Below are 15,569 nucleotides of genomic sequence, written 5' to 3'. Positions count from 1 at the left end.
GCCATGACGACGGTCGCGCTGAAGGTGCGCAGCAGTCCGGTGTGGCCGGTGCTCGTCGGCGTCGGCCTGCTGGCAGGCGTGACCGCCGCTGGCCTCGCTGCGCTGTCGTTGGCCGACGCGCTGACCGCCACCGGCTTGCCCAACCCCGGACCGGTCACCAGCTACGGGCTGCCGTTCGTGCGGGCCGCCGGCGAGATCGCGGCCGTCGTGGCGGTCGGGTCGTTCCTCCTGGCCGCCTTCCTGGTGCCGCCGCAGGCCAACGGCGTCCTCGACGCGTCGGGCTACCGCGCGCTGCGAGTGGGCACGTTCGCGTCGGGCGCATGGGCCGTCTGCGCGGCGTTGCTGGTGCCGCTGACGGTCTCCGACGTCACCGGGCAGCCGCTGGCCAGCCGGCTGAGCCCGTCGGCCATCTGGTCGGTGGCCGGCCTGATCGACACCGCCGGGACGTGGCGGTGGACGGCACTGCTCGCCGCCATCGTGATGGTGATCAGCCTCCCGGTGCTGCGCTGGTCGTGGACGCCGCTGCTGTTCGCCGGCGCACTGGTCACCCTGCTGCCCCTCGCGATGACCGGCCACTCGTCGGCGGGCGGATCACACGACGTGGGGACGAACAGTCTGCTGATCCACCTGATCGCCGGGGCGGTCTGGGCGGGCGGCCTGCTGGCGCTGTTGGTGCATGCCCTGCGAGGAGGCTCCGGCGGGCAGGAGCGCAGCGACCGGGGAATGGCTCTGCACGCTGGTCTCGCAGCGCGCCGGTTCTCGGCCGTCGCGCTGTGGTGCTTCGTGGCGATGGCGCTGTCCGGCGTCGTCAACGCCCTGGTGCGGATCCGGCTCGGCGACCTGGTGCACAGCCAGTACGGCTGGCTGGTCGTCGGCAAGGTCGTGGCCCTGTGCACGCTCGGCGTCATCGGCTGGCAGCAGCGGCGCCGCGGGGTCGCCGCGTTGGCGGCCGACCCCGAGGCTCGCGGACCGCTGATCCGGCTGGCGCTGGTCGAGGCGGCGGTCTTCGGCCTGACGTTCGGCATCGCGGTCGCGCTCGGGCGCACGCCGCCGCCACCGCCGCTGGTGTACAACCCGTCGATCCCGGTGATCGAGATCGGCTATGACTTCGACGGGCCACCGACGCTGGCGCGCGTGCTCTTCGACTGGCGCTTCGACTTGATCTTCGGCACCGCCGCGATCGTCTTCGCGGTGCTGTACCTGTTCGGGGTGCGCCGCCTGCGTCGCCGCGGGGACGCGTGGCCGACCGGACGCATCGTGGCCTGGCTGTGCGGGTGCGCGGTGCTGCTGTTCGCGACGTCCTCGGGCGTGGGCCGCTACATGCCGGCGATGTTCAGCATGCACATGGCCGCGCACATGCTGCTGTCGATGCTGGTGCCCGTGCTGTTGGTACTGGGAGCCCCCGTGACGCTGGCCCTGCGGGCACTGCCCGCCGCCGGACGCGCGGATCCGCCCGGTCCGCGCGAGTGGCTGCTGGCCGCACTGCACAGCCGGGTTTCGCAGTTCCTGACCAACCCGATCATCGCCACGGTGGTATTCGTCGCGGGCTTCTACGGGCTGTACTTCGGCGGCATCTTCGACGCGGCCGCGGGTAGCCATCCCGCCCACGTCGCGATGAACCTGCACTTCCTGCTGAGCGGCTACCTGTTCTATTGGGTCGTCATCGGGGTCGACCCGACGCCGCGGCCCATCCCGCCGCTGGGCAAGCTGGCGATGGTGTTCGCGTCGCTGCCGCTGCACGCGTTCTTCGGCGTGGTGTTGATGAGCACACAGACCGTGCTGGCGGGCAGCTTCTATGAATCGCTGAAGCTGTACTGGCACACCGACCTCATCGGCGACCAGCGCCTCGGCGGCGGAATTGCCTGGGCGGCAGGCGAAGTCCCGTTGGTGGTGGTCCTGATCGCGCTGCTGATCCAGTGGCGGCGCAGTGATCAACGCGATGCCACGCGCCTCGATCGTGCCGCCGACCGCGACGACGACGCCGACCTGGCGGCCTACAACCGGATGCTCGCCGAGATGGCCCGGCGCGACGCGGAATCGCGCTAGCTCACCGCGCCGGCAGCCACCGCTGCCGCCCAGCCGCCGTACCGGCTGATGTCGACGCCCGCGTCGGCCGCGGCGCCGTCACACCCGAACGACGTTCGCCAGGTGCCGTCGTCGAACTCCACCTTGCCAAGTTGCATCGGCGCGGGCAGGCCGACCAGGAAGCGACCCAGCGCGGCGGGGGAGAGCAGCCACCGATGCGCCTTCAGCGCGGCGCCGCCGGAGGGCATCCGGGTGATCGCGGGTTTGGGCGGCGTCGACGCCAGCAGCGTCATCCGGTAGCGCGCCGACGTGGTGAGCTCGCCCGCCCAGCGCGCACCGAGGTCCGTGAGCTGATGCACCAACGGCCCCCCGCGCAGGTGCGCGCCGAACACGACGACGTCGGTGACCTCCGCCGCGGCGACCGGCCACGCCTCCTGCGGCGCCTCTACTCCGGACACCAGCGCCGCGATGTCGAGCGCGACGGCGTCGTCGAATGCCCGGGCCAGCACGGTGACCCCGAACTGGGCGTCACCCGCCATACCCGCGGGCACCGACACCGCGCACATGTCGAACAGATTGCAGAAGTTCGTGTACGTCCCCATCCGGGAGTTCACTCCGATGGGGTCAGCGGCGACGTCGGCGAGGCTCGGGTGCATCGGCGCGGTCGGCACCAGGAGTGCGTCGACGCCGTCGAGGGACGCCATCGCCACGTCGCGAAGCCGCTGCACCTCGCGGCGGTCGCGGACCAGTCGGTGGGCGGGCACGTCCCGCGCCCCGGTGATGATCTTCCCGACCGTGGGGTCGAGTGTGGCGTCGGGGTGTGCGTCGATGAATTCGCCCACCGCCGCGTACCTTTCGCTGACCAGGGCGCCGTCGTACAGCAGCTTGGCTGCGGCCAGGAACGGTGCGACGTCGACGGTGACGACGCGGGCGCCGGCGTCGGTCAGTGTGCGGACCGCGGTGTCGAAGGCCGCACGCCAGACCTCGTCGAGTTCGGGTAGCTCGGCTGGCACGGCGACGACGGGGTTGGGCGGCGCCGCCAGCTTCGCGTCGGCCGGCCACGGCCGCTGCGGCGCGCCCGCGGCCAGCACGCCCATCGCGCGGTTGGCGAGCTGCAGGTCGCGGGCGAAGATCGTGACGCAGTCGTAGGACTCGCATGCGGGCACGACGCCGTCGGTGCTGACGACGCCGAACGTGGGCTTGATGCCCACGATGCCCTGCAGGCCGGCGGGCACCCGGCCCGAACCGGCGGTGTCGGTGCCGATGGCGATGTCGGCCTCACCGCTGGCCACCGCCACCGCCGAACCCGAGCTGGAGCCGCCGCTGATGTAGTCGGGCCTGCGGCTGTCGGGCACTGCGCCGTGCGGCGACCGGGTGCCGACGAGTCCGGTGGCGAACTGGTCGAGATTCGTCTTGCCGACCACGACCGCTCCCGCAGCGCGCAGGGCCGCGACCGATGCCGCGTCGCGGTCCGGGGCATAGGCGAACTCGGGGCAGGCCGCGGTCGTCGGCAGTCCCGCGACGTCGACGTTGTCCTTGACTGCCAGCCGGATCCCGGCAAGGGCGCCATCGCTGCGCGTGCTCGTGTCCAGGTCGGCCTGGGTTTCGGCGCCGTCGCGGCGGCTGATCCACACCGTCATGCCGACAAACCTAGCGGGCGACAGGTATCACCGCTCGTCCACAGAGCCGATTTCATCCACAGCCCTCGTGCCGTCGACGTCGGTGCCGCCGCCCGGCGTCGGCGCCGCGCGGTCCAGTGGTCGCACCGGCCGATGCGCACCGCGTCGCCGCATACGAAAGGAATCGCAATGTTCGAGACACCGTTCACCGTGGTTGGCAACATCGTCAACGACCCGATCCACCGCCGCGTCGGCGATCAGGATGTCGTCAAGTTCCGCGTCGCGAGCAACTCGCGCCGCCGCACGGCCGACGGAACATGGGAGGCCGGGAACACGTTGTTCGTCTCGGTGAGCTGCTGGGGCCGCCTGGTCACCGGCGCGAGCGCGTCACTCACCAAGGGGGACCCGGTGATCGTGGTGGGTCACGTCTACACCAGCGAGTACGACGACCGCGAGGGCATCCGGCGCTCGTCGGTCGAGGTGCGGGCCACCGCGGTGGGGCCGGATCTGGCGCGAAGCATCGCGCGGATCGAGCATCCGAAGCGGACCGTCGACGAAGAGCCCATAGAGCCCACCACCGTCATCGACGCAGATGCGGACGACGACGGCGAAGACGAAGAAGACGACGAACACGAGGACGCTGCCCTGGGGCTGCCACTGTCGGCTTGACCCCGATCGGTCACGCCTAGGATGGGGCCGAGCAGTTCTCGCGAAGCGAAAGGCAACATCACGGCATGGCCGAATTCATCTACACGATGCGGAAGGTCCGCAAGGCGCACGGCGACAAGGTCATCCTTGACGACGTCACGCTGAACTTCCTTCCGGGCGCGAAGATCGGCGTCGTCGGTCCCAACGGGGCGGGCAAGTCGAGCGTCTTGCGGATCATGGCCGGTCTGGACCACGCCAACAATGGCGACGCGTTTCTGCAGCCCGGCGCCACGGTGGGCATCCTGCAGCAGGAGCCGCCGCTGAACGAAGAGAAGACCGTCCGCGGCAACGTCGAGGAGGGCCTTGGCGAGATCAAGGTCAAGCTCGATCGGTTCAACGAGGTCGCCGAGTTGATGGCGACCGACTACTCCGACGAGCTGATGGAGGAGATGGGCCGGCTGCAGGAGGACCTCGACCACGCCGACGCGTGGGACATGGACTCGCAGCTCGAGCAGGCGATGGACGCCTTGCGGTGTCCACCGCCCGACGAGCCGGTCACCCACCTCTCCGGTGGTGAGCGGCGCCGCGTCGCGCTCTGCAAGCTGCTGCTGTCCAAGCCGGATCTGCTGCTGCTCGACGAGCCGACCAACCACCTCGACGCCGAGAGCGTGCAGTGGCTCGAGCAGCACCTGGCCGACTACAAGGGCGCCATCCTTGCCGTCACCCACGACCGGTACTTCCTGGACAACGTCGCCGAGTGGATTCTCGAACTCGACCGTGGCCGCGCCTACCCGTACGAGGGCAACTACTCCACGTACCTGGAGAAGAAGGCCGACCGCATCGCGGTGCAGGGCCGCAAGGACGTCAAGCTGCAGAAGCGGCTGAGGGACGAGCTGGAGTGGGTGCGCTCCGGCGCCAAGGCTCGCCAGGCCAAGAACAAGGCACGGCTGGGCCGCTACGAGGAGATGGCCGCCGAAGCGGAGAAGACCCGCAAGCTCGACTTCGAGGAAATCCAGATCCCCACGGGGCCGCGGCTCGGCAACATCGTGGTCGAGGTCGAGCACCTCGACAAGGGCTTCGAGGGCCGCCAGCTCATCAAGGACCTGTCGTTCACGTTGCCCCGAAACGGCATCGTCGGCGTCATCGGGCCCAACGGTGTCGGCAAGACCACGCTGTTCAAGACCATCATCGGCCTCGAACAGCCCGACAGCGGCACGGTCAAGATCGGCGAGACGGTCAAGCTCAGTTACGTCGACCAGAGCCGTGGCGGCATCGATCCGAAGAAGAACGTCTGGCAGGTCGTGTCCGACGGGCTGGACTACATCGAGGTCGGCCAGAACGAGATCCCGTCGCGCGCGTACGTCTCCGCGTTCGGGTTCAAGGGTGCCGACCAGCAGAAACCGGCCGGCGTGCTGTCGGGCGGTGAACGCAACCGGCTCAACCTGGCGCTGACTCTCAAGGAGGGCGGCAACCTGATCCTGCTCGACGAGCCGACCAACGACCTCGACGTCGAAACCCTGTCCTCGCTGGAGAACGCGCTCGAGAGCTTCCCCGGCTGCGCCGTGGTGATCTCCCACGATCGCTGGTTCCTGGACCGGACGTGCACGCACATCCTGGCGTGGGAGGGCGACGAGGACAACGAGGCCAAGTGGTTCTGGTTCGAGGGCAACTTCGGCGGCTACGAGGAGAACAAGGTCGAGCGTCTCGGTGTCGATGCCGCGCGTCCGCACCGGGTGACCCACCGCAGGCTGACGCGCGACTGATCCGGCGGGGCTGATCCGGCGGGGTAGGGGTAGAGCGACTCCCGACACGGCTAGTCTCGCATCTGCGTGCCAATGTCGGTGCGGGGGTTGTGAGTCAGGAGCGATCGGTATGACGGTGAATCCGCGGAGCGGCCAGAACTTCGACGGATCCGCCAATACGACGGTCCTGAGTCAGGACGGCACGGCTCGCCTCGCCAGGGCGTACCTCGAGACCTATCAAGGCCCGCACGGTGATTCGCCCGCCGCCGACTCGGCGGTGACCGCACCGATGGGACAGTCGATCATCGGCAGGCTGGTGACGCCGGCGATGCTGGCCGCCCATGGTCGCGTGGGTGGGCAGCGGTCGATCGGACAGACCAACGTCGCGGTGTACGGCACGGATGACGCCGCCGGGTTCGGGCCCGCGCTTCAGCTGGTCACCGATCAGAGTGCGATGCTGATGGACTCCGTCACGGTGCTGCTGCACCGGCTCGGCGTGGCCTACGTGGCGATCATGAACCCCGTGTTCCGGGTGCGTCGCGACCCGGCGGGTGAGGTCGTCGAGATGCGGCCCGTGGCCGACCCCGACGCTCCCCGCGACGGTATCGACGAGACGTGGATCCACGTCGCGCTGTCACCGTCGGCCAATGCCGCTTCGGTCAGTGAGGCCGCGGACCTGCTGCCCAAAGTGCTCGCCGACGCGCGGCAGGTGGCGCTCGACGGAGCCTCGCTGAACGCCACCCTCGTCGGTCTGGCCAACGCGTTGGACGCCGACCACGGCAGCCACTTTCCCAGTTATGACCGCCGCGACGTCGCCGCGCTGCTGCGCTGGCTGGCCGACGGCCACTTCGTGCTGCTGGGCTATCAGCGCTGCGTCGTGCGCGATGGGTCCGCGTCCGTGGAACCGTCCAGCCGCCTCGGGGTGCTCCGGTTGCGCACCGACGTGCTGCCGCAGCTGACGGGACCCGACGACCTGCTGGTGCTCGCGCAGGCGACGATGCCGAGCTTCCTGCGCTACGGCGCGTACCCGTACATCGTGGTGGTCCGGGAATCTGCCGGCGGGCAGCAGAGAGGTGACTCGGGCGGGCAGGTCGTCGAGCACCGATTCGTCGGGCTGTTCACCGTGGCCGCGTCGAACGCCAACGTGCTCGAGATCCCGCTGATCTCCCGGCGGGTGACGGAAGCCCTGGCGTTGGCGCAGGGCGAGCCAGGCCATCCCGGCCAACTGCTGCTCGACATCATCCAGACCATTCCGCGTTCGGAGCTGTTCGCGCTCGGCGCGCAGGATCTGCTGGAGATGGCCAAGGCGGTCGTCGACCTGGGCTCGCGGAGGCGCGCACTGCTGTTCCTGCGGGCCGATCAGCTCGCCCACTTCGTGTCCTGTCTGGTGTATCTGCCGCGCGACCGCTACACCACCGCCGTGAGGCTGCAGATGCAGGACATCCTGGTCCGCGAGCTCGGCGGCGTGAGCATCGAGTACACCGCCCGGGTTAGCGAATCGCCCTGGGCGGTCGTGCATTTCACCGTCCGGCTACCGGAGGGGTCGCGTCCCGCCGATGTCGACACGTCGATGGAGAACGAGACCAGGATCCAGGGTCTGCTGACCGAAGCGTCACGCACATGGGGCGACCGGTTGATCGGTGCGGTGAAGTCGGGATCGATCGGTCAGGTCGAGGCCGAGCACTACGCCGCGGCGTTCCCCGAGGTCTACAAGCAGGCCTTCAGTCCACTGGACGCCATCGCTGACATCGCGATCATCGAAGAGCTGCAAGACAATTCGGTCAAGCTGATGTTCTCCGAGGGCGAGGAGGGCCAGACCGCCCAGCTCACCTGGTATCTGGGTGGACGATCCGCATCCCTGAGCGAGCTGCTGCCGATGTTGCAGTCGATGGGCGTCGTGGTGCTCGAGGAGCGGCCCTTCACCGTGGCCCGGCGCGATGGCCTGCCGGTGTGGATCTATCAGTTCAAGATCTCCGCGCAGCAGGTCATTCGGGAGGAACACGACGCCGCGGCGCGCCAAGCCACCGCGGCCCTCTTCGCCGACGCCGTCACCGCGATTTGGCAGGGTCGCGTCGAGATCGACCGGTTCAACGAGCTGGTGCTGCGGGCGGGGTTGACCTGGCAGCAGGTGACCGTGCTGCGCAGCTACGCAAAGTACTTGCGGCAGGCTGGTTTTCCGTACAGTCAGTCGTACATCGAGACGGTGGTCAACGCCAACCCCGCCACGGCGCGCTCGCTGGTCGAGTTGTTCGAGGCGCTGTTCGACCCGTCGGAGGATGCGGAGCACGACGCCTCCGCCGCCGCAGCCGCCGTCGCCGCAGGCATCGACGCGTTGGTCGGCCTTGACACCGACCGCGTGCTCCGCGCCTTCGCCTCGATGATCCAGGCGACATTGCGCACCAACTACTTCGTCACCCGTTCCGGTTCGGCGCGCGAGCAGAACGTACTGTCGGTCAAGCTCAATCCGGGCCTCATCGACGAATTGCCGCTGCCCCGACCGAAATACGAGATCTTCGTCTACTCGCCGCGGGTCGAGGGCGTGCACCTGCGGTTCGGCAACGTCGCGCGGGGTGGACTGCGCTGGTCGGACCGTCGCGAGGACTTCCGCACCGAAATCCTCGGCCTCGTCAAGGCGCAGGCCGTGAAGAACGCCGTCATCGTGCCCGTCGGCGCCAAGGGCGGCTTCGTCCTGAAGTCGCCGCCCGCGCCGACCGGCGATGCCGCGGTCGACCGCGACGCGCAACGCAACGAGGGCGTGGCGTGCTACCGCTTGTTCATCAGCGGGCTGCTCGACATCACCGACAACGTCGACACCGCCAGCGGTGCCGTCGTGGCGCCGGGCGGGGTCGTCCGTCGAGACGGCGACGACGCCTACCTCGTCGTCGCCGCGGACAAGGGCACCGCCACGTTCTCCGACATCGCCAACGACGTCGCGAAGTCCTACGGGTTCTGGCTGGGCGACGCGTTCGCCTCCGGCGGTTCAGTGGGCTACGACCACAAGGCGATGGGCATCACCGCCAAGGGTGCCTGGGAATCGGTCAAGCGGCACTTCCGCGAGATGGGCATCGACACCCAGTCGCAGGACTTCACCGTCGTTGGGGTCGGCGACATGAGCGGTGACGTGTTCGGCAACGGCATGTTGCTGTCCAAGCACATTCGGCTCGTCGCGGCCTTCGACCACCGGCACATCTTCCTCGACCCGAATCCCGATGCCGCCCGCTCCTGGGACGAGCGCAAGCGGATGTTCGAGCTGCCGCGGTCCAGTTGGGACGACTACGACCGGGCCCTCATCAGCGAGGGCGGCGGCGTGTTCGGCAGGCAGCAGAAGTCGATTGCGATCAGCAAGCAGGTACGCGAGGCCCTCGGCCTGCCAGCCGACACCACCGAGATGACGCCGCCCGCGTTGATGAAGGCCATCATGCTGGCGCCGGTGGACCTGTTCTTCAACGGTGGCATCGGCACGTACATCAAGGCCGAGACGGAGTCGGACGCCGACGTCGGGGATCGCGCCAACGACACCGTGCGCGTGAACGGAAACCAGCTGCGCGCCAAGGTGATCGGCGAAGGCGGCAACCTGGGTGTGACGCAGCGTGGGCGCATCGAGTTCGACCTCGCCGGTGGACACGTCAACACCGACGCGCTGGACAACTCGGCGGGCGTCGACTGCTCCGACCACGAGGTCAACATCAAGATCCTCGTTGACTCGTTGGTCACTGCGGGCAAGGTGAGCGCCGACGAACGCACCGAGTTGCTGATGTCGATGACCGACGAGGTTGGACGTCTGGTGCTCGACGACAACGCCGCCCAGAACGATCTGCTCGGCACCAGCCGGGCCAACGCGGCCGGGCTGCTCCCCGTGCACGCCCGCCAGATGAAGGATCTGATCGCGGACCGTGGCCTCAACCGCGAGTTGGAGGCGCTGCCGCCGGATAAGGAGATCCGCAGGCGCGGCGAAGCGGGTCTCGGCCTGACGTCGCCCGAACTCGCGACGTTGATGGCGCACGTCAAGCTGGCGTTGAAGGACGAACTGCTCGCCAGCGAGCTGCCCGACCAGGAAGTCTTCGCCGCCCGGTTGCCCGAGTACTTCCCGCGCCAGCTGCGCGACCGGTTCGGGCCGGAGATACGCACCCATCAGCTGCGCCGGGAAATCGTCACCACCATGCTCGTCAACGATCTGGTCGACACTAGCGGCATCAGCTACGCCTACCGGATCACCGAGGACGTCGGGGTCGGGCCGTTGGACGCGGTACGCAGCTACGTCGCCACCGACGCGATCTTCCGCGTCGGCGAGGTGTGGCATCAGATCAGGGCGGCGAGCGCTGCGGGGGTTGCGGTCTCGGTGACCGACCGCATGACGCTGGATCTGCGCCGCCTCATCGACCGTGCCGGCCGCTGGCTGCTCAACTACCGTCCTCAGCCGCTGGCCGTCGGCGCCGAGGTGAACCGCTTCGCCGCGACGGTGGCGGCCCTGACGCCGCGGATGTCGGAGTGGTTGCGCGGCGACGACCGCGACATCGTCGCCAAGCAGACGGAGGAGCTCACCGACAAGGGAGTGTCCGAGGATCTGGCCTACATGGTGGCCAGTGGGCTCTACCAGTACAGCCTGCTCGACATCATCGACGTCGCGGACATCGTGGAGCGCGACCCGGCCGAGGTCGCCGACACGTACTTCGCGTTGATGGACCACCTCGGTACCGACGGATTGCTCACTGCCGTGTCCGCGCTGGCCCGCGATGACCGGTGGCATTCGTTGGCGCGCTTGGCGATTCGCGACGACATCTACGGATCGTTGCGGGCGCTGTGCTTCGACGTGCTCGGTGTTGGCGAGCCCGACGAGACTGGTGAACAGAAGATCGAGGAATGGGAGCTGACGAACAGCTCGCGGGTGGCGCGGGCGCGCCGCACCCTCACCGAGATCTACACGGAAGGTCAACACGACCTCGCGACCCTGTCGGTGGCGGCACGCCAGATCCGCAGCATGACGCGGTCGAGCGGAACGGGGACGTCTTCTTGACCGAGAGATTCACCACGCCGGTGCCGGTGCGCTGGTCGGACATCGACATGTACCAGCACGTCAACCACGCGACGATGGTGACCATCCTGGAGGAGGCCAGAGTCCCGTTCCTGGTCGAGCCGTTCGCCGACGACTTCGCCACGACGGGGCTCCTGATCGCAGAGGTGAAGGTGACCTACAAGGGCCAGCTGCGACTGGCGGATTCGCCGCTGCAGGTGACCATTTGGGTGAACCGGCTGCGTGCGGTCGACTTCACCCTCGGTTACGAGGTGCGCTCGGCGCTCGCCGATCCGGATTCGAAGCCGGCCGTGATCGGTGAGAGCCAGTTGGCGGCGTTCGACATCGAGGCGCAGAAGTTGGTGCGGCTGGCGCCGCATCACCGGGAGTATCTGCAGCGTTACCAACGGTGAACACGCATGAGCGCGGGCTGTGGCTCGACGACGTCGCGCACCGGGAAGACCTCACCACGTTCGTCGAAAGTGCCTTGCGCCTGGACGATTCGAGTGTGATCCGGTTGCGGGAGCGCCCAGGCGGGCAGGTGGTGGCCTGGGTGGCCACCGGGTTCGACGTCCTCGCCAGCCGGGTCGTGGGCGGTTCGGTGCGTCCCGCCGACCTGTCGGTGGCAGCCGACGCGCTGGCCCGTGCGCTGCCCGAGATGGATCGCTCGGGTTATGTGGACCCCGGCTTCGCCATGGACTCGGCGTGGCGCAGCGCGCTACCACCGGATAGCGGGTTCGTCCATCTCGACGACGTGCCCGCCCGTGCGGTTCTCGACCTCGCGCAAAGCGGCGTCGCGCTGGCCAAGGAGCACGGTAGCGCGCATGGCCCGCCGGCATCGTTGCTGGATCAGGAGGTCGTCGCCGTCAGTTCCGGCGACACGCAGGTCGGCATCCCGATGCGCTGCGTATTCGCTTTGACCGCAATGAGATTCCTGCCGCAGGGCAGAACGGGCGGCGACGAGTTCGCTCCCGAGTCGGTGGCCGCCGACGAGGTGGTGCGGGTCCGCGTGCTGCCGGCGTGGCTGCGCATCGACGCACGGTTCGGCACGGTGTACCGCCGCCGCGGCAATCCGGCCGTGGTGTTGCGCTAGCGGGTCAGCGGCTTGCGACAGCTGAGGTCAACGCTGTGGCGTGGTCGCGGGCGAAGTCGGCGATGCCGCGAGGCGGGCGGCCGAGAAGTTGGGCGACCGTGTCGGTGGTGAAGTCGCCCCAGCCGCCGATGTAGGCCTGCGCGTACTCCTCGAGCATGTCGATGATCCAGGTCGGGACGCCGTAGCCCTGCAACGTGATTCGTTTGGCGTCGTCGCTGACCGGCACGTAGCTGATGGACCTGCCGAGGGCGAGGCTCGTGTGGTCGGCGACCTCGTCGAAGGTCAGCGACTGGGGGCCGGTGAGCGTGTACGTCTGGCCGTGGTGGCGGTCCGGGTCGTCGAGAAGCACGAGCGCCGCGCACTCGGCGATGTCCCGTACGTCGATCATGCCGATCCGTGCCGAGGCCATGTTCAACGAGAACGTGCCGGTGGCGGCGATGTCGGCCGCCTCGTTCAGCAGGTTCTGCATGAACCAGTGTGGACGCAGGATCGTCCACCGCATCCCACACTCTTGAATCTCCCTGTCGGACAATGCGTGCAACCTGCCACTGCGGTTCGGTGCGGTGTGGGCCGCGCCGACGACGGACAATCGCACGATGCGCTCCACGCCGGCTTGTCGTGCGGCCCAGACGGCGTTCATGTTGTTCTCCGGAGCGCGCGGCCCGTTCGGGGTGAGCAGCCACACGTCCTGCACGCCGTCGAAGGCGGGCGGCAGCGACCGTGGGTCGTCGAGATCACCGACGACGAGCTCGGCGTTCCGCTCGCGCACCCCGTCCGCCGTCGACTCGTCTCGGACGAGAGCGCGGAGGTCTAACTTGGCTCCCTCCAACGCATTCAGCAGTGCGGTGGACACCGTCCCGGTTGCTCCCGTGATCAACACTGTGCGCGGCACTGTTCATCCTCCTGTGGTGTCAGCGGGGGTGCGAACTAGGTTGCGGATGACGTCGGGGGTCAGCTGCGCGGCGGCGATGGCGGTGAGCGTGAGCACGAATCCGACGCCTTGCCACGGTGTTAGCGCTTGATGCAGGAACAACCAGCCCAGGATCGTGGCAACCGTCGGCGAGAGTAGCGGGAGAAACGAAACGGCGACCACGGACAGTCTGCCGATCCCGTGGAACCAGATCGGGTATGTGAGCAGGGCCCCGACGACACACAGCCACGCGTAGCCGCCGATCGCGCGAAGATCCATTGCCGGCGGCAACCCCTCGAACGCGAGCGCGAGGGGGACGAGCACGAGACCGCCTGCGGTGAGTTGCCAGCCGGCGATGGTCACTGCGCCTGCGCCTTCCGGACGTCCCCAACGCTTGGTGAGGACGACACCGCCGGCCATCGAACCGGCACCTGCGATGGCGGCCAGAATGCCGAGCAGGTCGAAGGAAACCTGGCCGCGCAGGACGATCAACCCGACACCGGCGACGCCCACCAGTGCCCAGCCGAGCCGCCAGCGGGTGGGCTTCTCGCCGAGCAACACAAATGCGAGGCCGGTGACGAGTATCGGCTGCACCGAGGTCAGGGTCGCCGCGACCCCGCCGGGCAGGCGATAGGCCGCGACGAACAGCAGCGCATTGAACGCGCCGATGTTGAGGGTTCCCAGGAGCAACGCGCGCCAGAGCCACGGCCCGTGCGGCAGCTTGCGCGTGACGGCGAGCAGGATCAGCCCCGCTGGCAGCGCACGAATCACGGTGGACGTCAACGGATACCCCGGGGGGAGGAACTCGGTGGTGACCAGGTACGTGGTGCCCCAACTCGCCGGAGCGAGTGCGGTCAGCGCGGTCACTCCCGCTACGCCGCTGCCACGGTTTCGGGTCGTCGATCCGGCGCGTGACGACATCGGACAACCTTTCAACGTTGAAATATTCAATGTTGAAGAGCGTATGCCCGTGATACCTTCACGTCAAACAATTCAGCGTTGAGAGGTTGTCGTGACCCGTGATGCCGTCGACCGCATCGTGGAGCAATGGGCCCACGCCCGGCCCGACCTCGACCCGTCGCCCATGGGTGTCCTTGGCCGTCTGTCCCGGGTGACACGGATCGCCGAGCGCGAACTCAAAGCGCTCTTCAGCGAGTTCGGGCTGGAACGGGGCGAGTTCGACGTCCTCGCAACCCTTCGGCGCGCCGGCTCACCCGACGGCATGACCGCAGGCGCGTTGGCTCGCGCCTCGATGGTGACCTCGGGGGCCGTCACCAACCGGCTCGACCGTCTCGTCGCCAAGGGCTACGTCACGCGCGACATCGATCCCACCAACCGGCGCACCGTCGTCGTGGCGCTCACCCCCGCAGGGCGGGAGCTCATCGACCGCGCGGTCGTCGCCCACGTGGACAACGAACGGCGCATCCTCGCCGCGCTCGACAAGGATCAGCAGAACGATCTCGCCGCGATGCTCCGCACCCTCTTGCTCGGCCTCGGTGACAGCACCGGTGAGGCCGAGCCGTCGGCCGAACTCGAAGAGTTGCAATGAGAATCAAGCCAACTGACAGCCAAGGCTACGGCGTGGCGGGGCGCACGGTGAACAGCTCGTAGGTGTGACCGTTGTCGGGATCGCGGACGTAGACTCCGCGACCGCCGCCGATCGCGCTTGTCTGCCTGTCCCATCCGTGCTCTGGTCCAGAGCCGAATTCGATGGCTGGCAATGTGGCCAGCCGATCCAACATGGCCTGAAACGTATCATCGTCGACCAGGAACCCGAAGTGGGCAGGGGCGATCTGGCCTCGCTCATCGAAATCGAACGTAAGCGATTCGTTGATCGAAACAGGCAGGAAGGGGCCGCTCGGAGGCGACACCTCCAGCCCCATCAACTCCGCGAAAAACGTTGCCGCTGAACGACTGTTCGTAGCAGGCGCGATCGTGTGATCGAGAACGATCGGCATTTGCGTTCCCTTCCTCAAGATTTTGCATGCGATTCGCATACGACAATAGCATGCGGTACGCATACAATCCTGGAGTGGCCTCGAGAAGCGAGAAGACGGCAGCAGATCGTCGACCCAACGGTGGACCCGCACTGTTCAAGCTGGTGCGGTTCTGGTCGCGGCGGTGGACGAACCGAGCGCTGCTTGGCGTGCCGGCAAGCCCCGACGCCGAAACCCGCAACATTCAACACATCCAGGTCGTCGAAGCCGTGGCCGCCGTCCTCGAAGGCGACGACGAAGTGACCGTCAACGGGGTGGCGGCGCAATTGGCCCTAGACCAATCCGGCGCGAGCCGGATGATCCGCGATGCCGTCGCGGCAGGCTACTTGGCGCGCAAGAACTCCCGGCACGACCGCCGGCGGGCCGTCGTCGAACTCACCGCCCAGGGGCGGCGGCTACGCGGTCAGGCACTTCGATGGCAGCAACAGTGCTTCGACGACCTGACCGCCGCCTGGAGTGAGCACGATCGACGCCTCTTCGCGGGATATCTCCAACGACTTGCCGACGAGACCACGACGTAACTA

General features: G+C 68.2%; 12 protein-coding genes. 8 read left to right on the top strand and 4 right to left on the bottom strand.

What is annotated here, in order from left to right:
- The first annotated feature begins 3 nt into the window (after positions 1 to 3).
- Complete coding sequence (locus tag N536_RS0116260) at positions 4 to 2,046, top strand: cytochrome c oxidase assembly protein (protein WP_029114569.1); 2,043 nt, start codon at positions 4 to 6, stop codon at positions 2,044 to 2,046.
- On the opposite strand, the gene atzF is transcribed toward N536_RS0116260, so the two are convergent.
- Complete coding sequence (gene atzF / locus N536_RS0116255) at positions 2,043 to 3,665, bottom strand: allophanate hydrolase (protein WP_029114568.1); 1,623 nt, start codon at positions 3,663 to 3,665, stop codon at positions 2,043 to 2,045. The genes N536_RS0116260 and atzF overlap by 4 nt on opposite strands.
- 168 nt (positions 3,666 to 3,833) lie before the next feature.
- On the opposite strand from atzF, the gene ssb reads away from it, so the two are divergent.
- The 5 genes from ssb (at position 3,834) to N536_RS0116230 (ending at position 12,138) form a co-directional block, all read left to right on the top strand.
- Positions 3,834 to 4,313 (top strand): single-stranded DNA-binding protein, encoded by a 480-nt coding sequence (ssb, locus tag N536_RS0116250; RefSeq protein ID WP_029114567.1) that lies wholly within the window; start codon positions 3,834 to 3,836, stop codon positions 4,311 to 4,313.
- Positions 4,314 to 4,378: 65 nt separating this feature from the next.
- Entirely contained in the window at positions 4,379 to 6,055 is a 1,677-nt protein-coding gene (gene ettA / locus N536_RS0116245) for an energy-dependent translational throttle protein EttA (protein WP_029114566.1), read from the top strand.
- 109 nt (positions 6,056 to 6,164) lie between these two features.
- Positions 6,165 to 11,048, top strand: a complete 4,884-nt coding sequence (locus N536_RS0116240; protein ID WP_029114565.1) for an NAD-glutamate dehydrogenase — start codon at positions 6,165 to 6,167, stop codon at positions 11,046 to 11,048.
- Entirely contained in the window at positions 11,045 to 11,458 is a 414-nt protein-coding gene (locus N536_RS0116235; RefSeq protein ID WP_029114564.1) for a thioesterase family protein, read from the top strand. The genes N536_RS0116240 and N536_RS0116235 overlap by 4 nt, the downstream gene beginning before the upstream one ends.
- Entirely contained in the window at positions 11,455 to 12,138 is a 684-nt protein-coding gene (locus N536_RS0116230; protein ID WP_029114563.1) for a hypothetical protein, read from the top strand. The genes N536_RS0116235 and N536_RS0116230 overlap by 4 nt, the downstream gene beginning before the upstream one ends.
- 4 nt (positions 12,139 to 12,142) lie before the next feature.
- Here the strand turns inward: N536_RS0116230 and N536_RS0116225 are convergent, their stop codons facing one another.
- Complete coding sequence (locus tag N536_RS0116225; protein ID WP_029114562.1) at positions 12,143 to 13,030, bottom strand: SDR family oxidoreductase; 888 nt, start codon at positions 13,028 to 13,030, stop codon at positions 12,143 to 12,145.
- A 3-nt stretch (positions 13,031 to 13,033) separates the two neighbouring features.
- Positions 13,034 to 13,969, bottom strand: coding sequence for an EamA family transporter (locus tag N536_RS0116220; RefSeq protein WP_029114561.1), 936 nt, complete (start codon positions 13,967 to 13,969; stop codon positions 13,034 to 13,036).
- Between the two features lie 91 nt (positions 13,970 to 14,060).
- On the opposite strand from N536_RS0116220, the gene N536_RS0116215 reads away from it, so the two are divergent.
- Positions 14,061 to 14,597, top strand: a complete 537-nt coding sequence (locus N536_RS0116215) for a MarR family winged helix-turn-helix transcriptional regulator (RefSeq protein WP_029114560.1) — start codon at positions 14,061 to 14,063, stop codon at positions 14,595 to 14,597.
- A 25-nt stretch (positions 14,598 to 14,622) separates the two neighbouring features.
- Here N536_RS0116215 and N536_RS0116210 read toward each other — a convergent pair whose 3' ends face one another.
- Positions 14,623 to 15,006: a VOC family protein gene (locus tag N536_RS0116210; RefSeq protein ID WP_029114559.1), complete on the bottom strand. Its 384-nt coding sequence runs from the start codon at positions 15,004 to 15,006 to the stop codon at positions 14,623 to 14,625.
- 74 nt (positions 15,007 to 15,080) lie between these two features.
- Here N536_RS0116210 and N536_RS0116205 point away from each other — a divergent pair, with 74 nt between their 5' ends.
- A complete protein-coding gene (locus N536_RS0116205) occupies positions 15,081 to 15,566 on the top strand; it encodes a MarR family winged helix-turn-helix transcriptional regulator (protein WP_051574577.1) in 486 nt (161 codons plus the stop codon).
- The last annotated feature ends 3 nt before the right edge of the window (positions 15,567 to 15,569 follow it).

The sequence above is a fragment of the Mycobacterium sp. URHB0044 genome (genome assembly GCF_000620625.1).
Taxonomy (GTDB): domain Bacteria; phylum Actinomycetota; class Actinomycetes; order Mycobacteriales; family Mycobacteriaceae; genus Mycobacterium.
Note: the sequence above shows the minus strand (reverse complement) of the source record. Positions and strands in the feature narration are given on the sequence as shown.

Bases quoted from the DNA above. Each gene is read 5' to 3' on its own strand.
- N536_RS0116220 (WP_029114561.1), bottom strand. From the start codon at position 13,969: ATGTCGTCACGCGCCGGATCGACGACCCGAAACCGTGGCAGCGGCGTA.
- ettA (WP_029114566.1), top strand. From the start codon at position 4,379: ATGGCCGAATTCATCTACACGATGCGGAAGGTCCGCAAGGCGCACGGC.
- N536_RS0116260 (WP_029114569.1), top strand. From the start codon at position 4: ATGACGACGGTCGCGCTGAAGGTGCGCAGCAGTCCGGTGTGGCCGGTG.
- N536_RS0116240 (WP_029114565.1), top strand. From the start codon at position 6,165: ATGACGGTGAATCCGCGGAGCGGCCAGAACTTCGACGGATCCGCCAAT.
- ssb (WP_029114567.1), top strand. From the start codon at position 3,834: ATGTTCGAGACACCGTTCACCGTGGTTGGCAACATCGTCAACGACCCG.
- N536_RS0116210 (WP_029114559.1), bottom strand. From the start codon at position 15,006: ATGCCGATCGTTCTCGATCACACGATCGCGCCTGCTACGAACAGTCGT.
- atzF (WP_029114568.1), bottom strand. From the start codon at position 3,665: ATGACGGTGTGGATCAGCCGCCGCGACGGCGCCGAAACCCAGGCCGAC.